The sequence below is a fragment of the Erythrobacter oryzae genome (assembly GCF_030271515.1).
Classification (GTDB): Bacteria; Pseudomonadota; Alphaproteobacteria; order Sphingomonadales; family Sphingomonadaceae; genus Erythrobacter; species Erythrobacter oryzae.
Genome location: NZ_JASCXI010000003.1, coordinates 132,365 through 153,804 on the forward strand (window position 1 = coordinate 132,365; position 21,440 = coordinate 153,804).

19 protein-coding genes are annotated in these 21,440 nt (G+C 68.1%); 12 read left to right on the forward strand and 7 right to left on the reverse strand.

The window, feature by feature from the left end:
* Position 1: 1 nt before the first annotated feature.
* Both PFX90_RS09455 and PFX90_RS09460 read left to right on the forward strand, forming a co-directional pair.
* On the forward strand, positions 2–1,225 hold the full coding sequence (locus PFX90_RS09455; RefSeq protein ID WP_285712184.1) for a 7TM domain-containing protein: 1,224 nt from the start codon (positions 2–4) through the stop codon (positions 1,223–1,225).
* A gap of 1 nt (position 1,226) precedes the next feature.
* A complete protein-coding gene (locus PFX90_RS09460; RefSeq protein WP_285712185.1) occupies positions 1,227–2,138 on the forward strand; it encodes a sugar-transfer associated ATP-grasp domain-containing protein in 912 nt (303 codons plus the stop codon).
* Here PFX90_RS09460 and PFX90_RS09465 read toward each other — a convergent pair whose 3' ends face one another.
* From PFX90_RS09465 to PFX90_RS09475, 3 genes are all read right to left on the reverse strand, one after another.
* Positions 2,139–2,708: a GDYXXLXY domain-containing protein gene (locus tag PFX90_RS09465; protein WP_285712186.1), complete on the reverse strand. Its 570-nt coding sequence runs from the start codon at positions 2,706–2,708 to the stop codon at positions 2,139–2,141.
* On the reverse strand, positions 2,705–3,856 hold the full coding sequence (locus PFX90_RS09470; RefSeq protein ID WP_285712187.1) for a DUF2157 domain-containing protein: 1,152 nt from the start codon (positions 3,854–3,856) through the stop codon (positions 2,705–2,707). Before PFX90_RS09470 ends, PFX90_RS09465 begins: the two co-directional genes overlap by 4 nt.
* Before the next feature lie 108 nt (positions 3,857–3,964).
* Positions 3,965–5,035 (reverse strand): substrate-binding domain-containing protein, encoded by a 1,071-nt coding sequence (locus PFX90_RS09475; protein ID WP_285712188.1) that lies wholly within the window; start codon positions 5,033–5,035, stop codon positions 3,965–3,967.
* A 207-nt stretch (positions 5,036–5,242) separates the two neighbouring features.
* On the opposite strand from PFX90_RS09475, the gene PFX90_RS09480 reads away from it, so the two are divergent.
* Positions 5,243–6,985 carry a GGDEF domain-containing protein gene (locus PFX90_RS09480; protein WP_285712189.1) on the forward strand — a complete coding sequence of 581 codons (1,743 nt, stop codon included), beginning with the start codon at positions 5,243–5,245 and terminating at the stop codon, positions 6,983–6,985.
* Positions 6,986–7,144: 159 nt separating this feature from the next.
* Here the strand turns inward: PFX90_RS09480 and PFX90_RS09485 are convergent, their stop codons facing one another.
* Both PFX90_RS09485 and PFX90_RS09490 read right to left on the reverse strand, forming a co-directional pair.
* Positions 7,145–7,537 (reverse strand): acyl-CoA thioesterase, encoded by a 393-nt coding sequence (locus PFX90_RS09485; protein WP_285712190.1) that lies wholly within the window; start codon positions 7,535–7,537, stop codon positions 7,145–7,147.
* Positions 7,538–7,654: 117 nt separating this feature from the next.
* Positions 7,655–9,868: a S9 family peptidase gene (locus tag PFX90_RS09490; RefSeq protein ID WP_285712191.1), complete on the reverse strand. Its 2,214-nt coding sequence runs from the start codon at positions 9,866–9,868 to the stop codon at positions 7,655–7,657.
* Between the two features lie 111 nt (positions 9,869–9,979).
* Here PFX90_RS09490 and PFX90_RS09495 point away from each other — a divergent pair, with 111 nt between their 5' ends.
* The 3 genes from PFX90_RS09495 (at position 9,980) to PFX90_RS09505 (ending at position 12,800) form a co-directional block, all read left to right on the forward strand.
* Positions 9,980–11,788 carry an aminopeptidase P family protein gene (locus tag PFX90_RS09495; RefSeq protein WP_285712192.1) on the forward strand — a complete coding sequence of 603 codons (1,809 nt, stop codon included), beginning with the start codon at positions 9,980–9,982 and terminating at the stop codon, positions 11,786–11,788.
* A 215-nt stretch (positions 11,789–12,003) separates the two neighbouring features.
* Positions 12,004–12,408 carry a VOC family protein gene (locus tag PFX90_RS09500; protein WP_285712193.1) on the forward strand — a complete coding sequence of 135 codons (405 nt, stop codon included), beginning with the start codon at positions 12,004–12,006 and terminating at the stop codon, positions 12,406–12,408.
* On the forward strand, positions 12,405–12,800 hold the full coding sequence (locus PFX90_RS09505; RefSeq protein ID WP_285712194.1) for a cupin: 396 nt from the start codon (positions 12,405–12,407) through the stop codon (positions 12,798–12,800). The genes PFX90_RS09500 and PFX90_RS09505 overlap by 4 nt, the downstream gene beginning before the upstream one ends.
* A 170-nt stretch (positions 12,801–12,970) precedes the next feature.
* On the opposite strand, the gene PFX90_RS09510 is transcribed toward PFX90_RS09505, so the two are convergent.
* The gene (locus PFX90_RS09510; RefSeq protein ID WP_285712195.1) at positions 12,971–14,509 is read right to left on the reverse strand and encodes a helicase HerA-like domain-containing protein; all 1,539 of its coding nucleotides are present in this window, start codon (positions 14,507–14,509) and stop codon (positions 12,971–12,973) included.
* Between the two features lie 100 nt (positions 14,510–14,609).
* Between PFX90_RS09510 and pabB the strand changes: the two genes are divergently transcribed.
* From pabB to PFX90_RS09535, 5 genes are all read left to right on the forward strand, one after another.
* A complete protein-coding gene (pabB, locus tag PFX90_RS09515; RefSeq protein ID WP_285712196.1) occupies positions 14,610–16,424 on the forward strand; it encodes an aminodeoxychorismate synthase component I in 1,815 nt (604 codons plus the stop codon).
* Complete coding sequence (locus PFX90_RS09520) at positions 16,421–17,080, forward strand: RluA family pseudouridine synthase (protein ID WP_285712197.1); 660 nt, start codon at positions 16,421–16,423, stop codon at positions 17,078–17,080. The genes pabB and PFX90_RS09520 overlap by 4 nt, the downstream gene beginning before the upstream one ends.
* A complete protein-coding gene (gene arfB, locus PFX90_RS09525; protein ID WP_285712198.1) occupies positions 17,073–17,498 on the forward strand; it encodes an alternative ribosome rescue aminoacyl-tRNA hydrolase ArfB in 426 nt (141 codons plus the stop codon). Before PFX90_RS09520 ends, arfB begins: the two co-directional genes overlap by 8 nt.
* A gap of 139 nt (positions 17,499–17,637) precedes the next feature.
* On the forward strand, positions 17,638–17,805 hold the full coding sequence (gene rpmG, locus PFX90_RS09530; protein ID WP_017664380.1) for a 50S ribosomal protein L33: 168 nt from the start codon (positions 17,638–17,640) through the stop codon (positions 17,803–17,805).
* A 79-nt stretch (positions 17,806–17,884) separates the two neighbouring features.
* On the forward strand, positions 17,885–18,556 hold the full coding sequence (locus tag PFX90_RS09535; protein WP_285712199.1) for a LolA family protein: 672 nt from the start codon (positions 17,885–17,887) through the stop codon (positions 18,554–18,556).
* A 530-nt stretch (positions 18,557–19,086) separates the two neighbouring features.
* Here the strand turns inward: PFX90_RS09535 and PFX90_RS09540 are convergent.
* Entirely contained in the window at positions 19,087–20,502 is a 1,416-nt protein-coding gene (locus PFX90_RS09540) for an alkaline phosphatase (RefSeq protein ID WP_285712200.1), read from the reverse strand.
* Between the two features lie 137 nt (positions 20,503–20,639).
* Between PFX90_RS09540 and PFX90_RS09545 the strand changes: the two genes are divergently transcribed.
* On the forward strand, positions 20,640–21,428 hold the full coding sequence (locus tag PFX90_RS09545; protein WP_285712201.1) for an exodeoxyribonuclease III: 789 nt from the start codon (positions 20,640–20,642) through the stop codon (positions 21,426–21,428).
* Positions 21,429–21,440: the final 12 nt, after the last annotated feature.

Below are 21,440 nucleotides of genomic sequence, written 5' to 3' on the forward strand. Positions count from 1 at the left end.
GATGATCGCCCGCGTCGGCCAGATCTGGGCGAATGCCACCCCGCAGGTCCGCCGCCCGTTCTATATCGGGCTGGCGGTCGCGGCGGTGCTTGCCGTGCTGGTCGGCCTCGGGGTCGCCAATACCGAGACCTTCCTCGCGCTGCCCTCGACCTTCGAGGGGGTCGCCGCCTCGCAGGCGATCTGGGGGCTGAAGCCGTCGAACCTGCTGATGGTGCTGCCGCTGGGGGCCTTTTTGGTGGTGCTGGCGAGGAGCTTCATCGGCCTCAAGGCCTTCGGCCTGTTCACCCCGATGCTGATCGCGCTCGCTTTCCTCCAGATCGGCCCCGTGCTGGGGCCTGTCGTGCTTTGCTCCTCGGTGCTGGCGGGGATGATCGTGACGCCGACGCTCCTGAAGCTGCGCATGACCCGCGTCGGCTTCCTCGGTGTGCTGATCTCGCTGATCGTGCTGGTGCTGGTGGGCCTGCAACAGGCGCTCGACACCCAGCTTCAGGTCGACGCCTTCCCCGTCATCGTCTGCGCGCTGTGCGTCGAGCGGTGGTGGAAGCAGTGGGGCAAGGACGGCGCCAAGCCCGCCGCCAAGATGGCATTGAATACCTTCGTGCTGGCGCTGATGATCGAGTTCGTGATGGTGTCGGACTTCGCGATGGCGCTGATCGAGTGGTCGCCGCTGCTGATGCCCGCGACCACCGGCATCGCGATCGCGATCCTCGGGCGGTATCGGGGCCTGCGCCTCTCGGAAATCGGCCGCTTCGCCCCGATCTGGCTCGAGCGGCGGCGCCGCGCCAAGGCCCTGGCTGCGGAGGCTCTCGTCTTGCCCGAAGGGGTGGAGGAAGATCGCCGCAAGGGCCTGCCCGACACGCGCCGCGTGCCCGAACCGGTGCCCGAGCCGCTGCCCGAACCCTTTCCCGAGCCGCTCATCCCGCCGCTGCGCCTCCCCCGGCGGGCGGCCTATCGCAAGCCGCAGCTTGCCCCGCTGCACCAAAGCCACGGCATGGTGCTCGCCGCGATGGCCGGGCGCCAGCGCGCGTTGCGCGGCATCTGGGTGATCGGATCGGCCGAGGAATTGAAGCGCCGCGGCAGTCCCCTGCCCGCCGCCGCCCCCGACAGCGAGCCCCGCGCGCGGCCGCGGCTTGCCGCCTCGGGCGGGCGCGCCGTGGCCGATTGGGCCGACGAGCGTGCGCCGACCAGGAATGCCTGGGTCATCCGCGGCGTGGAGGACATCTGACATGTTCAGGTTCGTCAACCGCTGGCTCGGCCTCGACGAGGACGCTCTGACCGGGGGCGAGGTGCTCGGCATCAACATGCGCAACGCGCTGATCCAGAAATACAACCCGCGCCACGCGATCGAGCGTGCGCGCGACAAGGTGGCGGCCAAGCGCGCGCTCGAGGCGGCGGGGATATCCTGCACCGGCACGGTCGCGGTGCTCGAGGATCACCAGCAGGTCGCCGATTTCAAGCCCAGCCGCGACATGCCCGATGCCTGGGCGATCAAGCCCGCGCGCGGATCGCAGGGCGACGGCATCCTGCTCGCGGTGCGGCGCGAGGGGAACACCTGGTACAAGGGCTCGGGCGCACCGCTGCCCGAAGACATGGTGATGCACCACATCCAGAAGGTCGTCGACGGCGGCTTCTCGGGCGATTCCGCCGCCGAGGACGCCGCGCTGATCGAGCCGCTGATCATCGCCGACCCGGCGCTGTCACGCATCGTGCCCGAGGGCCTGCCCGACCTGCGCGTCATCAGCTTGCACCATACCCCCCTCATGGCAATGGTGCGCCTTCCCACCATCGAGAGCGACGGCAAGGCCAACCTCCACCAGCGCGCGATCGGGGCGGGGATCGACATGGAGACCGGCAAGATCACCCGCGCGGTGGTCAAAGGCACGCCGATCACCCACCACCCCGACACCGGCGTCAACCTCATCGGCTTCGAGATCCCGGGCTGGAAGCGGGTGCTGGAGCTGGCGTCGAAATGCGGGCCGGCGGTGGGCCTCGGCTACTGCGGGGCGGACATCGTGCTCGACGTCAATGACGGCCCGCTGGTGATCGAGGTCAATGCCCACCCGGGGATCGAGATCCAGAACATCTGTCAGGCGGGCCTGAAGTCGCGGATCGCGGCGACGGGCGAGGACTTCCGCTAGCTACTTGTCCATCACCGCAGGAGGCGCGAGCGGATCGAAGGGGGAGAGCGGTGCTTCGCCCTCCGGCGCATCGCGCTCGGCAATTTCCTGCGGGGTGAGCGGGCGGAAGCGGATGCTTATCGGCGTGAAGCTGCCGTCCTCGCGCTGGCGGATGGTGACGATCCCGCGCTGGTCGCGGTTCTGGAGTTGCTGCTGCAAGGCCTCGGCGCGCTTCTGCCCGATGTAGAGGCGGCCGCTTCCGAGCGAGTCGCCGTAGACATGGCTTTGATCGGCCTTCAGGAGGTGCGCGCAAGCGGCATCCGCCTTATTCAGGGTAACGCGCGCGATGCGGGGCGCGGTGCCCTCGATGCACAGCGCCTCAGGGCCGGGGCCAGTGGCCCAGAAATCTAGCTGCGGCCAGTCATAGCGGAACTCGACATAGTGCCCGCGCAGGTAATCGCGCGGGTCGCAGCCTTCGATCGGCACCTCCCAATCGGTGCCGGAGTGGTAGGTGCGGTCGCTCATGGCCCATAGCGCCCCGAGGCCGAACAGCGGCAGGACGGCAGCGGCGAGGCGGGCGTATCGGATCATGCCTCGCCCTCCGCGCGCGGGGCGAAGCGCTTCGACACCCGCACCGCGCCCCACGCCACGCCGAGGATCATCACCCCGGCAAGGATCAGCCCTAGGCCATTCATCAGCAGATCGCCCGCCAGCTCGAAGCTGAGGATGATGAGCCTCAGGGCGATCACGCCCACGGCCATCTGGAACACGCCTCGCCAGTGCGCATGGAGCGCAGCGACGGCGATCCCCGCCCACAGCACGAAGAACAGCAGGGCCGCGGGGACGGTCGAATCATTCGCTCCCACCGCCATCCCGATCGCGAGCCCTGCCTCGGTGATGATCGTCGCCGCCATCTGCCCGGAGGTGCCGGGGCGCGCGGCGTAGTGGGCGATGCCGGTCAGCGCGATCGCGACCGCGCAGGACAGGATTCCGGTGCTGCCTGCGAACAGGCCCGAGCCCTCGAACGCGCCCCCGCTGGCGAGCGCGCAGGCAAGCGAGCCGAGCGCGACCGCATAGGCGAGCGCGAGCTGCTCCATCCGGCGCCAGAAATCGGGGCGGGCGCTGCGGGCGCGCATCCAACCGCCCAGCAGCGCGAAGGCCGCAGGCAGGGCGACAACCGCGCCCAGCCAGATCAGCCACGCGGCACCCGGATCGCGCGCCGCGCCATACCCGGTCATGTAGGTGGCATACTCCCATGCGGTCCACCCCGCACCGCCGATGACCGCCAGCGCGCTCGGCCAGCTGCGGCCCGTCAGCAGCAGCAGCGGAGCGAACAGCGCCAGCCACAGGCCCAGCGGCTGCCAGATGGGCGAGGAGGTCTGGTAGACCTGCCCGAGATGCCCGAAAAAGGTGAGGCCCATGGCGGCGGTGACGAAGACCAGCGCCTCGACGATCCAGGGCGAGCGTTCGGCCAGCGCCGCCTCCCGCATGAACAGCAGGCCCAGCAGCGCCGCAATCAGCGCCAGATGCACCGCCAGCCGGACGAGCCCGGGAATATCCTCCCAGTTGGCCGCCACCACCGACACCACGCCCAGCCCGATGGCGAGCGCGCCGATGCCCCACACCGCCCACAGCAACAGCGGGCGGGCGTGCTCGGCTTCGTATGCGGCGAGGCGATCACGCGTCGCGGCGTCGATCAGGCCGGCTGCGTGCCATTCGGCGATCTTGCGCGCGCTCATGTGGCGGAGCCTAAAGCGATAGCGCACAAATGCAAAGCGGCCGCTTCGACATTCCGGAGCGGCCGCCGCAGCAGCGCACAAACTTGCGCTGCAAGGAATTGAAAAACGTTACTTCTTGGCTTCCAGCTCGGCCTTGGTGAGGATCGTCATGTTCTGCACCTTGGCGGCGTTGGCGGTCATCGTCTCGGCGGGCATGGCGACCATGCCGACGCGCGCGAGCGGGCCGTCCTTGCCCCAGCTCTTGACCCATTCCTTCATGAACTGCTCGAGCCCGGGGATCGCGCGCATGTGCGACTTCTTGACGTAGACGTAGAGCGGCCGCGCGCCGGGGTAGGAGAAGTTGGCGATGTTCTCGTAGGTCGCCATCACGCCGTTCATCGGCAGGTCCTGCACCTTGTCGAGGTTCTCCTCGAGGTAGGAATAGCCGAAGATGCCGACGATCTTGGGGTTGGCGACGATCTTGTTGACGATCAGGTTGTCCTGCTCGCCCTGGTCGGAATAGGCGCCGTCATTGCGCACTTCGGTGCAGATCTGCTTGTACTTGGCCTCGTCGCTGTCCTTCAGCGCCTTCATCGCCGGGTCCTTCTTGCACCCGACTTCGAGGATCAGCTCCTTCAGGGCATCGCGCGTGCCCGAGGTGCTGGGCGGGCCGTAGACGAGGATCGGATCGGCGGGCAGCGACGGGTCGACATCCTTCCAGGTCTTGGCGGTCTGCGGCTTGCCATAGGGCTGCGCGGCGAGCGCCTTGTAGACGATCTCGGGCGACAGGTTGAGCATGATCCCGCCCTTGGCCGAGGCGAAGGCGATCCCGTCGAGCCCGACCTGGAGCTCGATGATCTCGTTGACCTTGTTGCTGGCGCAGGTGTCGAATTCCTCGGGCTTCATCCGGCGCGAGGCGTTGACCATGTCGGGGGTGTTGGGGCCCAGCCCTGAACAGAACAGCTGGATACCATTGCCCGTGCCCGTCGATTCGATCAGCGGCGAGCGCATGTCGGGATAGGTGCGCGAGAAGTTCTCGGCCACCAGCTTGGCGAAGGGATAGACCGTCGAGGAGCCCACCGCGTGGACCGACTGGGCACCCTCGCCTCCGCTGCTGCCGGGATCGCAGGCGGTAAGCGTGAGGGCGGAAAGCGCGAGAACGGCGCCGGTCTTGAGGTGTGCGGAGATGGATTTGAGCATGACGATTCCCGATCGGCGCCAGCGGCGCAAGGTTGGTGAAAGCCGCGCTAGGAGCGTTTCATGACCGCTGTGTGACAAGCTGTGCCCGGCAGGCCGACGGGCACACTTGCACAAGACGCAAGCCTCTCAAAAGGCGGGAAATTATCTCCGAAAAGGAGGGAATTGGCTTAACAGCATCGTAAGAGCTTCCATGGTAGGCCTGCGGGTATGGCACTCCTGCGCCTCCTTACCCGGCTCGGCATGGTCGCCGCGATGCTGGTGTTGCTGGCTGCCCGACCGGCAGCGGCAGACGACTATCGCGTGCCGACCCATGCCCCTGCCTGCCACGCGGCGACCGGCCTTGCGACCGGGCTCGACGCGATGCGTCCGCGCGCCGGGTGGACCTGCGACGATACCGGCTGGCGCTCGGATGTGCCCGCGGTGTGGCTGCGGTTCGAGGCGGCGAGCTGGAAGGACGGCAAGCTTCCCCGCCACTTCTTCACCCGCAACGCGCGCTTCGCCTCGATCACCTTCCACGCGATCGACGCGGGCGGAGCGGTGCGCAGCCTCGCGCTGACCGAGGCCGACGGCGAGCCCTTTGCCGCCGGCCCCGTGTTCCGGCTGCCGCTGCCCGAGATCACCCCGGCGACCCGGACGCTCATCGCCCGGATCGAGGCGCCCCATTCCGTGCCGATGCTGACCGAGGCGCGCATCACCGATGATCCCGCCACCGCCGACTGGTCGCAGATCGACATGATGCTGCTCGCCTTCGTGATGGGCATGCTGGTGCTGCCGCTGCTGTTCGACATCAGCTTCTTCGTGGTGCTGCGCGAACGCTTCGTGGTGCTCCACGCGGCGATGGTCACCGCGATGATGACCTATGTGCTGACCGCGGGCGGGCTCGCCTCGGCTTTCGTGACGCTGCCGGTGGCGGTAATGGCGGTGCTCGGCCCGCTGTCCTGGGCGATCGGCGTCGGCATCTCGGCGCTCTTCCTTGCAAGCTTCCTCGAACGCGGCGCGCAGTCGCCGATGATGCGGCAGATCACGGTCGCGACCGGCTGGTTCACGATGATCGTGCCCGGCTTCTTCGCGCTCCAGCTGCATGCCACCCAGCGCTTCGACGATGTCGGCTATTTCTTCGCCTTCATCCCTGCGATCATCGTGATCAGCGCCGCGGTGATCGAGGCCGCGCTGCGCGGCAGCCGCCCGGCGCGCTTTCTCGCCATCGCCTGGGCGCCGATCATCGCCGCCTCGGTCGAGCGGCTGCTGCGCGGGCTGGGCTGGCACACCGGCCCCTCGAGCCTCGACCAGATGCTTTATCTCGCGGTCGGGATCGAGGTGGTGGTGATCTCGCTCGCCATCGCCGACCGCTTCCTCGCGCTGCGGCGCGAGCGCGATGCGGCGCTGACCGAGGCGAAGATGCTCGAGCAGCTTTCGGCGCGCGATTCGCTCACCGGGCTGATGAACCGCCGCGCGATCGAGGCGCGTTTCGAAGAGCTGCTGGTGCAGGGCTTCGATACCTTCGCGCTGGTCGATCTCGACCGCTTCAAGGCGATCAACGACGTCCACGGCCACCAGGTCGGCGATGCCGCGCTGGTCGCCTGTGCCAGCGCGATCCGCGCGAGCGGCGACCGTGACGCGGTGGCAGTGCGCCTCGGCGGCGAGGAATTCGTGGTGCTGCTGCGCGGGCCCCGCCCGATCGAGCGCGCCGAGGCCTTGCGCCAGGCAATCCCGATGCGGATCGCCAAGGAAGTGCCCGGGCTCGACATGCCGGTGACCGCGAGCATGGGCGTGGTGGTGCTCGGCGATGCGGGGCGGCAGAAGATGACCTTCGCCGAATTCTACGCCCGCGCCGACGCGCTGATGTACGAGGCCAAGGCGAGCGGGCGCAACCGCCTGTGCTACGAGCGCCTCACCGTGTTCCGCTCCGCACCCGAGGGGCGCAAGGCCGAGAAAGAGCGGGCAGCGTGAAACTCCCGAGTCCCTCCCCGTTCGCCTGCGAATGGGGAGGTGGCACCGCGAAGCGGTGACGGAGGGGGTTTTCGGCGAGTGGGGCTTCACCCCTCCGTCACGCGCCTGCGGCGCGCGCCACCTCCCCATCCCGTGCGGGACGGGGAGGGACTGGCAACGTCATACAAACGGCTCCAAGACTTCCGGCCGCACCCGCGCCAGCCGGCCGGTCGCGCGGTCGAGCATCGCCCAGGTGGTCGCCGCGCTGACGAGGCGCTTGCCCGCGGCATCGGTGAACTCCACCCGCCGCAGCGACTTCGCGCCTTGGGCGGGGCCTTCGATCCACGTCTCCGCATGGACTTCCGCGCCCTCGGACACATTGCCGCGATAGTCGATCTCGTGCCGCACCACGACCCAGAAGAACGCCCCGCGGTCCTCTGACCGCGCGACCGCGTCCCAGTGGGCGGTGGCCATATCCTGGATCCACTGCACCCACACGGTGTTGTTGACGTGGCCGAGCTCGTCGATGTGCTGCGGCTCGGCGCGGAAGGTGCGGGTGAAGCGGTTGGGCACGGGCAGGTTATTCCGGCACGAAGCGAATCAACAGTTCGAGCAGCAGCCAGAGCGCGAACGGCAGCAGCACCACGCCCACCGCAATTGCGGCCAGACCCCGATCGTAGTTCGGCGCCTTCACTCGCCCTCGCCCTTGGGTTCCATGCCCATCTGCCACAGGATGAAGGCGAATTCCTCCGCCGTCTCCTTGAGGCTGTTCCAGCGGCCCGATTGCCCGCCGTGGCCTGCGCCCATGTTGGTCTTGAGGAGCAGCAGATTGTCGTCGGTCTTCAGTTCGCGCAAGCGGGCGACCCACTTGGCGGGCTCCCAATAGGTCACGCGCGGGTCGTTGAGGCCGGCGGTCACCAGCAGCGGCGGGTAGGCCTTGGCGGTCACCTGATCATAGGGCGAATAGGACAGCATGTAGGCAAACGCCGCCTTGTCGGTGATCGGGTTGCCCCATTCCTGCCACTCGCCCGGGGTCAGCGGCAGCTTCTCGTTGAGCATGGTGTTCACCACGTCGACGAAGGGCACATGCGCCACCACCGCGCCATATTGCGCCGGGTCCTGATTGATGACGGCCCCCATCAGCTCGCCGCCCGCCGAGCCGCCGCTCGCAGTGACCTTGCCTTCCGCGGTGTAGCCCGCCGCGATCAGCCCGCGGCCCGCATCGACGAAATCGTCGAAGGTGTTGCGCCGCTCGAACAGCTTGCCGCCGAGATACCAGCGCCGCCCGAGATCGTCCCCGCCCCGGATATGGGCGATGGCATAGGCGAAGCCGCGATCCACCAAGGAAAGCCGCGAGGTCGAGAAGCCCGGCGGCACGGCATAGCCGTATGCGCCATAGGCATAGAGGTGCAGCGGCCCCGGCCCCTCGATGCCAGCCTTCTTCAGGATCTCCGCCCGATCGCGCCGCATCAGCACGCTGACCGGCACCTGCGTCCCGTCACGTGCGGTGATGGTCAGCCGCTCGGAGACATATTGCGAGGGGTCATAGCCGCTGGGGATCTCCTGCGTCTTCAGGGTGGTGAGCTTGCCCGTCTTGACGTCGTAGTCATAGACCGTGCCAGGCGTCACCATCGACTGGTAGGACAGGCGCAGCACGCTCATGTCGTATTCGGGGTTGTTGGAGAGGCCCGCAGTGTAGCTCGGCTCGGGGAAGGTCACGGGGGTGATCTTCGCGGGGTCCGCATATTGGCGCAGCTGGATCTGGTCGAGGCCATTGAGGCGCCCCTCGGTGACGAAGAAGCCTTTGAACAGGTCGAAGCCGGTCAGATAGAAATCGTCCGATCCGGGGATCACCGTCTGCCAGTCCCCCGGCGCCTCCAGCTTCGCCTTGGCGAGGCGGAAGTTGATGTGGTCGTCATTGGTCCAGATCCACAGCTCGCCGTCGCGCACATCGACACCATATTCGACGCCCTTCTTGCGCGGCTTCACGAGGATCGGCGCGGCGGTCGGATCATTGGCGGGGACGAGGCGCACTTCGCTCGTCTCGTTGTCGCCGGTGGCGATGATCAGCCAGTCTTCCTGCGCGCTGAGGCCGGTGCCGACGCCGAAGGACTGGTCCTCCTCCTTGTAGAGCGTGACATCCTGCTCAACCGGCGTGCCGATGACGTGCATCTTCGCCTCGAGCGTGCGCCATTCCTCGGTCGAGGGGCCGTAGACGATCGCAGTATCGCCCTTCACCCACACGAGATCGCCGCGCAGGTTCTCGATCACGTCGGGCAGGTGCTCGCCGGTCTGAAGGTCCTTGATGCGCGCGGTGTAGCGCTCGCCGCCGGTGGTGTCGGTGGCATAGGCAAGGAAGCGCCCGTTCTGGCTGATCGAGGCCGCGCCGAGGCGGAAATATTCCTGCCCTTCGGCAAGCGCGTTCTCGTCGATCAGCAGCTGCGCCTCACCCCCGGCAACCGGCTTGCGGTAGTGCTTGCGATACTGCGCGCCCTCTTCGAATTCGCTCCAGTAGAGGTAGTCGCCGTCCTTCTGGGGCACGGTCGAATCGTCCTCCTTGATGCGCGCGCGCATCTCGGCGAACAGCGCCTCGGTCAGCGCCTTCTGCCCATCCATCTGCGCCTCGAAATAGGCGTTCTCGGCCTTGAGGTGATCGAGCACGTCCTTGTCGTCCACCGTCGGATAGGACTTGTCGTAGAGCCAGTCATAGGGGTCTTCGACCGTGATGCCGTGCACGGTGTAGGTGTGCGGGCGCTTGGCAGCGACGGGGGGCTTGATGTCGGTCTTCGAAGACGTTGTCACGCTGGGAGAATCCTTGGCAGTGGCCGCCGTGGCGGCGGCAAACGAAAAGGTGGTGGCGGCAAGCCCAAGCGCAAGAGCGCGCAAGCTGGTCCGGGTGATCATTGGAAGCAGTCCCCGTCGGTCGGTCTGGGTGGAAAGACAAGCCCATCGGGCCTATGATGGCGGTTGTAGCGCGACATTGATGCGCGGCAAGACTCGGAAAGATCAACGCCAATGCTGATGCAAACCCACGAAGCCCGCCTTGCCGCCCTGCGCGAGGAGCTGAAGCGGCGGGGATTGGACGGCTTCATCGTCCCCATCTCCGACGAGCACATGAGCGAATATGTCGGCGACTACGCCCAGCGCCTCGCGTGGCTGACGGGCTTCGGCGGCTCGGCGGGGTTTGCCGCGGTGACGCTGACCCACGCGGCGATCTTCGTCGACGGGCGCTACACCGTGCAGGTGCGCGAGCAGGTCGACGGCAACCTGTTCGAATACCGCTCCGTCCCGAAGGACACCTTGGGCGGCTGGCTGGCCGAGGTGTGCGAGAGCGGCGCGCGGATCGCCTATGATCCCTGGCTCCACACATGGGCGTGGGTCGAGGCGCTGGAGAAGAAGGTCGCGGCCAAGGGCATCGCGATGGTGCCCGCAGACAGCAACCCGGTGGACGCCGTGTGGGCCGACCGCCCCGCCCCCTCGCCCGCGATCGCCATTCCCCATGCCGACGACCTCGCGGGCCGCTCCTCGGCCGACAAGCGCGCCGCGGTCGCCGACTGGCTGGCCAAGGAGGGCCACGACGCGGTCGTGATCCCCGCGCTCGATTCGGTCGCATGGCTGCTCAACATCCGCGGGAGCGACGTGGCGCACACCCCCGTCGCGCTGTCCTATGTGATCGCGCACAAGGACGGCAGCGCCGAGCTGTTCATCGCGCCGGAGAAGGTCACGCCCGAGCTGACCCGTCACTTGGGCAATGCGGTGACGATCCGCGACCGCGATGCGTTCGAGGGGGCGCTCGGCTCCGCCTTCGCGGGGAAGAGCGTGGCGCTCGATCCTGATTTCGCGGTAGTCGGCATCGCGCAGGCGTTGCGGGCTGGCGGGGCGCAATTCGCCTTCAAGCAGGACCCGACGATCCTCGCCAAGGCGATCAAGAACTCGGTCGAACAGCAGGGCCACCGCGACGCGCAGGCGCGCGACGGGGCGGCGGTGAGCAAGTTCCTGCGCTGGCTGGAGATCGAGGCGCCGAAGGGCGGCGTGGACGAGCTGTCCGCCGCCGCGCGGCTGCAAGCCTTCCGCGAGGAGGATGAAGGCCTGCGTGACCTCAGCTTCGACACGATCTCCGCCGCCGCCGGCCACGCCGCGCTGCCGCACTACAAGGTGGACGAGGACAGCAACATCCCGATCCCGCCCTCTTCGATCTATCTGGTGGACTCGGGCGGGCAATATCCCGGCGGCACCACCGACATCACCCGCACCGTCTGGGTCGGCCCCGGCGAGCCCAGCGCCGAAATGCGCGACCGCAACACCCGCGTCCTCAAGGGCCACATCCAGCTCGCCCGCGCGGTGTTCCCGAAAGGGACGGCGGGCGGCCAGCTCGACGTGCTCGCGCGGCAATATCTGTGGGAGGCGGGGGTCGACTACGCCCACGGCACCGGCCACGGGGTCGGCAGCTTCCTCAGCGTCCACGAAGGCCCGCAGCGCATCGCCAAGCCGAGCGGCGGGCAGGCCGGGACGGGCACGGAACTGCACGCCGGCATGATCCTCTCGAACGAGCCGGGCTATTACAAGCAGGGCGCCTTCGGCATCCGCATCGAAAACCTCGTGCTGGTCGAAGAACGGCAGATCGAAGGCGCGGAAGGGCGGTATCTCGGCTTCGAGACGCTGACCTTCGTGCCGCTCGACCGCAAGCTGATCGAGAAGAGCCTGCTGACAACCGATGAGGTCGCGTGGGTCGATGGCTACCACGCCAAGGTCCGCGCGCTTCTCAGCCCGCGCCTGAGCGGCGAGGATCTGGCGTGGCTGGAGCGCGAGACGCAGCCGCTTTGATTTAAGGCATCTCCGGCCTCGGCTCGAACGACCTCGGCCCGCCGATGGACGGGCCGCAAGGGCGACCGCCCGCCCGCAGGCGCCCGTAGCGAAGCGAAGGAACAGCGCCGAGGACTGCACGCCGGAGGGCGTGCAGCACACAAGGACTCCTTGTGACCATCCAAATGTTCTAGTAATGTTCCAGAGCACCGAGTCGCGGTAAGGGAGGAACTCACATGATCGGCTACGTCACCCTCGGCACCAACGACCTGCCCCGCGCGGCGGCTTTCTACGATGCGCTCGCCGCGCAGTTCGGCGTGGGGCGGATGATGGATTTCGAAACCTTCATCGCCTGGGGCGAATGGGGCGGCGCACCCGGGATTGCGGCGACGGTGCCGTTCGACGGCCAGCCCGCCACCGTGGGCAACGGGGTGATGGTCGCGCTCGAAGTGAAATCGCCCGAGCAGGTCCACGCGGTCTATGATACCGCCATCGCTCACGGCGGCACCTGCGAAGGCGCGCCGGGGCCGCGCGGCAGTGACGGCTTTTACGCGGGCTATTTCCGCGATCCGGACGGCAACAAGCTCAACGCCTTCTGCATGGTCGCCCCCGAGACCGCACCGGTCGGCGACGGTTCGTGAGCGCGCACCGTCTCTCGGAGCGCTTCATCCACCTGGGCCTCGGCGCAAAGGCGGTGGAAGAGCCACCTTTCGCCGGGATGGAGTGGTATGCAGGTTATGGCGCGCGCCACGCGGCGGACGGCGCGGAAGGGCGGCTGGTGTCGCAATACACCTTCACCGAAAGCTGGACCTCGTGGGAGATGCACCCGGCGGGCGACGAGGTGGTGATCTGCACCCATGGCGCGATGGTGCTGGTGCAGGAATTCGGCGACGGGCGGGTGGTGACAACCCCGCTCAGCGCCGGAGAGTACGCGATCAACCCGGCGGGCGTCTGGCACACCGCCGACGTCGCCGAGAGCGCGACCGCGATCTTCATCACCGCGGGCGAAGGCACCCAGCACCGGGAGCGCTAGAGCCGCGCCCGCTCCGTCCCCGCAGGGGCCCCCGCCAGCGGCCACGTCGCTTCTCCCCCTCCCCTCGGGGAGGGGGTCGGGGGGTGGGGGCTCCCGCCAGCGGTCACGCCCCGCGGCGTTTCAGGCCGCACCCCTCAAGCGCCCTTCCCTCGGGAAGGGGCCCGCTGCCCTCACCGCATCAGCCCGCCGAGCAGGTTGCGCACAAACGCCGTCGCTCCCGTTTGCAGCGGGTTGGCGGCGGACTTCTTGCCGAGCACCATCGCCACAGCCATCGAGGCGAGCGAGCCGGTCGCGGCGGTCATCGCGCTCTTGCCGGCCTTTTCCCAGACCGAGGGCGTCTTGCGTTCGCGCTTGGCGACTTCCTCGACGCCCTTCTCGGCCACTTCCTGCGCCGTCGCCGCGGCATCGGCGGCCTTGGCGGCGAGCACTTCGGCGGCGCTCTCGCGGTCCACCGGCGTGTCGTACTTGCCTTCCACCGGGCTCACCGACTGGATGATCGCGCGCTCCTTCTCGCTCACCGGGCCCAGCCGCGAGCGCGGGGGCTTGATCAGCGTGCGCTCGACCACCGTCGGCGCGCCGTCTTCGTCGAGGGTCGAGACCAGCGCCTCGCCGACCTTGAGCTCGGTGATCACCGCCTCGACATCGAGCTTGGGGTTCACGCGGAAGGTTTCCGCCGCCGCCTTGATCGCGCGCTGATCGCGCGGGGTGAAGGCGCGCAGAGCGTGCTGCACGCGGTTGCCCAATTGGCCTGCGACCTCTTCGGGAATGTCGATCGGGTTCTGGGTGACGAAGAACACCCCCACGCCCTTCGAGCGGATCAGGCGGACCACCTGCTCGATCGTGTCCTGCAGCGCCTTGGGCGCGTCGTCGAACAGGAGGTGCGCCTCGTCGAAGAAGAACACCAGCTTGGGCTTCTCAGGATCGCCGACCTCGGGGAGCGCCTCAAACAGCTCGGCCAGCAGCCACAAGAGGAAGGTGGCGTAAAGCTTGGGGCTGCGCATCAGCTTGTCGGCGGCGAGCACGTTGACATAGCCGCGCCCCTGATCGTCGACCTTGAGGAAGTCGTTGATCTCGAGCGCCGGCTCGCCGAAGAAATGGTTCGCCCCCTGCGCCTCGAAGCTTAAAAGCTGGCGCTGGATCGAGCCGACCGAGGGCTTGGTGACATTGCCGTATTTGCCTGAAAGCTCGGCGGCATTCTCGTTCGCCCAGGCGAGCAGCGCGGAGAGATCCTCGAAATCGAGCAGCAGCAGGCCGTTCTCGTCGGCATAGCGGAAGATGATCTGGAGCACGCCTTCCTGCGTCTCGTTCAGATCGAGCAGGCGCGACAGCAGCAGCGGGCCCATTTCGCTCACCGTGGTGCGGATCGGGTGGCCCTGTTCGCCATACAGATCCCAGAAGATCACCGGATTGTCGGCATAGGTGTAGTCGGTGATGCCGAGTTCCTTCGCGCGCGCCTCCAGCTTGTCGGCGTGCTTGAAGGTGGGCGAACCGGGCATGGCGATGCCCGACAGGTCGCCCTTCACGTCCGCGAGGAAGACCGGCACGCCGGCCGCCGAGAAGCTCTCGGCGATGCCTTGCAGGGTCACGGTCTTGCCCGTCCCGGTCGCCCCCGCGATCAGCCCGTGGCGGTTCGATCGCCCGAGCAGCAGCGTCTGGCGCGAACCGTCCGCGCCGAGGCCGAGATAGATGTCGCTCGCGGTGTCGGTCATGGCGTGCCCCTCGTCTTTGATGCTTGCGCGTGATGTGCAGGGGCGGGAGGCGGCGGTCAAGTTCTCGACAGCGGCGCACGATTGGGCCAAGGAATCGGGCATGGGAGCCGCTTCGCCTTTCGTCCTGCTCGATGATGCCCGCGCCGGAGACGGCGCGGCCGACGCGCTGCTCTACGAGGCGCCGCGCGCGCTGTTCGTGGCGCACCGGGCGGCGGAGGTCGAGGCCGTGCTCGCCGCAGCCGAGGCGGCGCGGGTGGCCGAGGGCGGCTCGCTCGCAGGCTTCATCGCCTATGAGGCGGGGCTGGCGCTCGAGCCCCGGCTTGCGGCGCAGGCGGCGGCGCGCAGCGGGGCGAACGGCCCGCTGGTGTGGCTCGGCCTGTTCGACGCACCCCGCCGCATTGCCGCCGCCGACGTGCCCGCGTGGCTCGCCGACAGGGCGGAGGGCCCCGGCACGCTCTGCCCGATGGAGCCGCAGCTCTCCCCCGGCGGCTACGGCGCGGGTTTCGATGCCTTGCTAGAAGCGATCCGCGCGGGCGACATCTATCAGGCGAACCTCACCTACCCGCTCGCGGGCAGCTATCGCGGCGACCCCGTGGGGCTCTACGCCGCGCTGCGCGGCGCGGCCGCGGCGGGCTATGGCGGGCTCGTGTTCGACGGGTCGCACTGGCTCCTGAGCTTCTCGCCCGAGCTGTTCGTGGCCCTCAATGGCGCCGAGGCGAAGGTCAAGCCGATGAAAGGCACCCGCCCGCGCGCCGCCGCGCCCGATGCGGACCGCGCGGCGGCGGAAGAACTCGCCTCCTCGATCAAGGACCGCGCCGAGAACCTGATGATCGTCGACCTGATGAGGAACGACCTCTCGCGCGTCGCCGAGGCCGGGAGCGTCCGGGTCGATGCCCCCTTTGCGGTCGAAAGCTACCCGACGGTCCACCAGATGGTCTCCACCGTGCGCGCGCGGCTCAGCCCCGGCAAGGGTGCGATGGACCTGGTGCGGGCGCTGTTCCCCTGCGGCTCGATCACCGGGGCGCCCAAGATCCGGGCGATGGAACTGCTCACCGAGACCGAGCGCGATGCGCGCGGGGCCTATTGCGGAGTGATCGGGCGGATCGATGCCGACGGGAATGCCGCCTTCAACGTCGCGATCCGCACTTTGCGGCTGACCCCCATCGAGAACGGGCAGGGCTCTGCGGTGGTGGGCATCGGCTCGGCCATCGTCGCCGACAGCGATCCGATGGCGGAGCGCCGCGAGTGCGAGGTCAAGGCGGGCTTCCTGCGCCGCGCCGCGCCGGGGCTGGCAGCGCCGCAATGCGACCTCATCGAGACGATGCGCTTCGAGCCCGATTGCGGCATTGCCCTCCTCGAAGACCACCTCGCCCGGATGAAGGCGGGCGCCGAGGTGCTCGGCTTCGCCTTCGATCGCCATGCCTTGCGCAACCAGATCCAGGCGCTGTGCTTCGAGCTCGATGCGCCCGCGAGGGTCCGCCTGCTGGTCGCGCGCAGCGGGGCGAGCGCGCTCGAGACCGCGCCGCTCCCCGCACCGCTCGCCGAGCCGGTCAAGGTCGCCGCCCTGCCGCATCCGCTCGACCCGTCCGACTGGCGGCTGGCGCACAAGACCTCGGATCGTGGCTTCTACGAGGATGCCCTCGCCGCCGCCCGCAGCTTCGGCGCCGAGGAGGCGCTGCTGGTGCGCGCCGACGGCCTCGTTACCGAGGGCAGTTGGACCAGCGTCTTCGTGCAAGGGCCGGACGGCGTGCTCGTCACCCCGCCGCTCGGCCTCGGCCTGCTGCCGGGCGTGCTGCGCGCGAGGCTTATCGCCGAGGGCCGCGCGCGCGAGGGGGAGCTGACGCTCGATGATCTCGCAAACGGCTTCCACATCGGCAACGCCCTGCGCGGGCTTATGAAAGCGGTGCTCGCATGACCTTGCCGATCCTCTACGAAGACGGCGAGGCGCTGGTGATCGACAAGCCCTCAGGGGTGGCGGTCGACCGGCCGCGGAAGGGCGGCATCTGCCTCGAGGATCATCTCGAGCGGCTGAAGCTCGGCTTCCAGCGCGCGCCGGTGGCGGTGCACCGGCTCGATACCGACACCTCGGGGTGCCTGCTGCTGGCGAGGAACCCCAAGGCGCTCGCCCGCTTCAACCGCGCTTTTGAAGAACGGCTGGTGGGCAAGACCTATCTTGCGATTCTGGCGGGCCATCCCGTGGGCACCGAGGGCACGATCGAACTCTCGCTGATGAAGATCAGCTCGGCCGAGAAGGGCTGGCGGATGATCGCGGCGAAGAAGGGCAAGCCTGCGGTCTCGCACTGGGAGCTGGTAGAGACGCTCGGCCCCCACAGCCTGATCCGCTTCCGCCCCGAAACCGGGCGCACGCACCAGTTGCGGGTGCACGCATTGAAGGGCCTCGGCGCACCCCTGCTGGGCGACCCGGTCTATGGCGCGGGCAATGCGGGCGCGGCCAAGCGCACGATGCTCCATGCCGAGAGCCTCTCGGTCACCCGCCCCGGCAAAACGCCCATTGAGGCGCGCGCGCCGCTGCCCGCAGATTTCCTCGCGTTCGGGGCGAAGGATGGATGACGGCGAAGAGCCCCTTGCGGCGCGCGCCATAAGGCTGGCCAGCGAGAGCTTCCTCGCAGGCTCGGGCCCCGGCGGGCAGAATGCCAACAAGGTCGCGACCGAGGTCGAGCTCAGGGTCAATATCTACGCCCTGCGCCTCTCCCCGCCGGTCTTCGCGCGGCTGCGGAAGCTCGCGGGCGCGAAGCTGGCGGGGAACGGAGATCTCATCGTCACCTCCAAGGCCCACCGCACGCAGGACGCCAATCGCCAGGACGCCCGCGCCAAGCTCGCCGCGCTGATCGAGGAAGCGCTGGTCGAACCCAAGCGCCGCGCCAAGACCCGGGTGAACCGCGTCGGCAAGACCGAGCGGCTGAAGGTCAAGAAGGTGCGCGGCGCGGTGAAGGTCAACCGCGGCAAGCCCCGCGCGTCGGACTGGTGAGCCTTATTGACTTTTGCCCGTGAATCGGCGAATGGCGCGCCCGTGTGGCGGTGTGCCGGGCCTTCCGGGCGCGCCGCTATTTGCTTTTTAGCCCTGCGGACAGCACTCGCCGGGCCGACCCAGTTGACAGGAAACCGCCATGGCGAAGCCCACCACCGTCAAGATCCGCCTCGTCTCGAGCGAGGGCACCGGCTTCTTCTACGTGACCAAGAAGAACCCGCGCAACATCACCGAGAAGATGAGCTTCCGCAAGTACGATCCGGTCGCGCGCAAGCATGTCGAATTCAAGGAAGCCAAGATCAAGTAAGGTCTGGCCGCGCCGCCTGTACGGCTGGCGGCGCGATAATTCATCGACAGTTCAAGCCTTGCGACCTAGGCGCAGTGGCATGAAAACAGCTTCGACAAAACTTCGCATCGCAGCGCTCGGCCTTTCGGCCGGAGCGCTTGCGCTCGGTTTGGCCCCCGGCGACACCGCCCCGCTGACCGCCCCTGCCGCCGCGCAGGCCCAGGCCTCCGATCTCGACCGCGTCGTCACCGCGCTGCGCTCGATCTCGACCATGAAGGCCGACTTCGTCCAGACCGACCGCAACGGCCAGTCGCTGCGCGGGGTGATGACCCTGAAGCGCCCGGGCAAGATCCGGTTCGACTACGGCAAGGCCGCCAACTTCCTCGTCATCTCCAACGGCAAGTCGCTCTACGTGATCGACTACGAGGTCTCGCAGGTCGAGCGCTGGCCGATCGGCAATTCGCCGCTGGGCGCGCTGTTCGATCCCGAGAAGGACGTAAAGCGCTACGGCAAGCTGATGCCGACCTCGAGCCGCGACGTCATCTCAGTTCAAGTGCGCGATCCCAAGAAGCCCGAATTCGGGATGATCACGCTGATCTTCGTCAAGAACGCCGCCGCGCCGGGCGGCTTGCAGCTGACCCACTGGGTCGCGCTCGACGCACAGAACAACCGCACCCGGGTGGAGCTGTCGAACCAGCGCTACGGCGTGGCGGTGGCCGACAGCACCTTCACCTTCAAGGACCCGCGCCGCACGGCTCGTCGCCCGGGTTGAACATCCGTCCGACGAACGGTTGTATGAAAGCGACAAAAAACTTGCCGCGTTCATGTGAGTGAAAGGCACCAGCCGCTAATTATTCTCAACAAGGCGGGCCGAAGGGAGGTTTCCCCCCTGTTGCCCACCCTTCGAATGGGCCTGCCTTGCACAAGCGTGACGAACGCTCCATGGAACCCCCGACCCATCGCCCCCGGGTCGGGGGTTTTTGGTGTCCGGGCGGTTTATGCAGGCCTGCAAAGCGCTCCGCTCCGGTTCTCGGTCGAAGCACTTTTCGGCGATGCCTAAACCACCCGGACGCGTCGCGTTTTTTGTTTGCGCCCTCAGAGCCGGGCGCAGCGCATCCGCGCTGCTTGGCTTTCCTCGTATAAGCTCGGGCGCGCGTTCGCGTCTTTTGTGTTCCGCAGCGCATCCGCGCTGCGAAATCCTCGCTCATGCGACCTGAAGGTCGCATCGCTGCGGGCGCGCGTTCGCGCTTGCGGCGGCTGCGCCGCCGAGGCAGCGCGACACGTTAGATTTGCGCGCCTATCTCACTTCTCCCAGCCGAGCGCCTTGGTGATGATCGTGTAGATCACGTTCTGCTCGATCACCCCGTGGGCGCGGGCCGCGCCGGGGCCGGTGGCGAACAGGGCGACATCCTCGCCGCCGTGGGTCTCCGCGCCGGTCGGGACCAGGGATTGCTGCTGCGCCTTGAGGCCCGTTTGCGGCACCGGCCGCTCGCCCTTCACGGCGCCAGGGCCATTGGCATAGCCCAGCGTCGAATAGGGCTTGCCGTCGAGCGCCGGGGTCGGATCACCCTCCTTCAATGCGCCCGCATGGTCGCCGTCGCCCCCACCCGGCGGCGGCACCACCAGCCCGAGGATGTCGTTCCCCCGCACCGGATAGCCCGCGATCGTGAAGACATGGCTGTGATCGGCGGTGACGAGGATCAGCGTCTCCTTCGGATCGGTGTGATCGACCGCATATTGCACCGCGCGCGCAAACTCGACCGCCTCTTCCAGCGCATAGCCGGCGCGGCCCTCGTGGTGGGCGTGGTCGATCCGACCGCCCTCGACCATCAGGTAGTAGCCGTCCTTGTCGCCCTTCAGCCGCGCGATCGCCTGCGCGGTCATCTCGGTGAGGGTCGGCTCGGTCGAATCGGCCTTGCGGTCGGCCATGTAATTGAGGTGGCTCGGGTTGAAGAGCCCGAGCACCGGCTTGCCCAGCGGCGCGGCGGCGAGCCCGGCGGCGTCCTTCACCACCACTCCGCCGGTCCGCGCGGCCCAGGCGGCGGGCAGGTCAGCCGCCGGATCGGCGCGGCGGCCGCCCATATTCTTGCCGTAGAACATCGCCGTCCCGCCGCCCAATGCGAGGTCGAACTGCGCCTCGACCAGCTGCTGCGCGATGTCCTTGCAGCCCTGCCCCTGCTGGCTCGCGGGGATGTTGCTGTCGGCCTCCCAGTCGCGGTCAGCGGTGTGGGCATAGACCGCTGCGGGCGTCGCGTGGGTGATGCGGGTGGTGGTGACGATCCCCACCGCGAGCCCGCGCGCCTTGGCCAGTTCGCCCAGCGTCGGGAGCTGGTGGGCGAGCGCCTCGCTGCACACGCCGCGGGTCGCCTCGGGCCCGATCCCGAGCACCCCGATGCGGGTCTTGAGCCCGGTGTTCATCGCGCTCGCCGTCCCCGCGGAATCGGGCACCTGCGCGTTTGTGTTGTAGGTCTTGACCAGCGCCACGTTGGGGAATTTCTCGAAGCTCAGCTGGTTTTCCTCGCCCGTCTCCCCGCGCTTCTGGCCCTCATAGATGCGCGCGGCGGTGATGGTGGAGATGCCCATGCCGTCGCCGATGAAGAGGATGACATTCTTCGCGCGCGGTTCTTCCGGCGGTTTGGCGCGGCGTTCCTTGGCGAGCACCGGGGTGGTGGCGGCGGAAGCGAGCAGCAGGGCGGCGAGGAAGGTGCGGGTGATCATGGCGGGTCTCCGGGTCGGTAGCCCGCCCTATCGCGCCGCGGTTTGACGATAAAGTGAAAGCTAGAAGTTTCGGAGTCCTTGTCGTCCTACCGCTTCGCTACTTGAGGACGGGGACGCGCTACCCTAAGTCCCGCCCCATGCTGACCGTCGCCACCTGGAACATCAACTCGGCCCGCCTGCGCGTCGGCCTCATCGAAAAGCTGCTGACCGAGGCCGCGCCCGACATCCTGTGCCTGCAGGAGATCAAGTGCGAGAGCCACCTCTTCCCCGCCGAGGCATTGGCGGCGCTGGGCTACACCCATCAGGCGGTGAGCGGGCAGAAGGGCTACCACGGGGTCGCCACCATCAGCCGCGTGCCGATCCGCGAAGTCACTCGCCATGACTGGCAGGACAACGGCGAGGCGCGGCACATCGGGGTCGAGGTTGTCGGCAAGGATCTGCTGGTCGAGAACGTCTATATCCCGGCAGGCGGCGACATTCCCGACCGCGAATTGAACCCCAAGTTCGGCCAGAAGCTCGACTTCCTCGGACGGATGACGAAGTGGGCCGACGCGCTCGACAAGCCCACGCTGATCGTCGGCGATTTCAACATCGCCCCGCTCGAAAGCGACGTGTGGAGCCACAAGCAGCTCCTCAAGGTCGTCAGCCACACGCCGATCGAGGTGGAAACCTTGGGGAAGTTCCGCGACGCCCACGGCTGGGTTGATCTCGGCCGCCAGCACATTCCCGCGCCGGAGCGCTATTACTCCTGGTGGAGTTATCGCAATCCCGGCTGGCAGGAAAACGACAAGGGCCGCCGGCTCGACCACATGTGGGCCTCGCCCGAGATTGCGCAGCAATCGAGGGCCCACCGGGTGCTTGAAGCCGCCCGTGCGTGGGAGCAGCCCTCCGATCACGTCCCGCTGATCACGGAGTTCGACCTCTGAGCGCACCGTCGC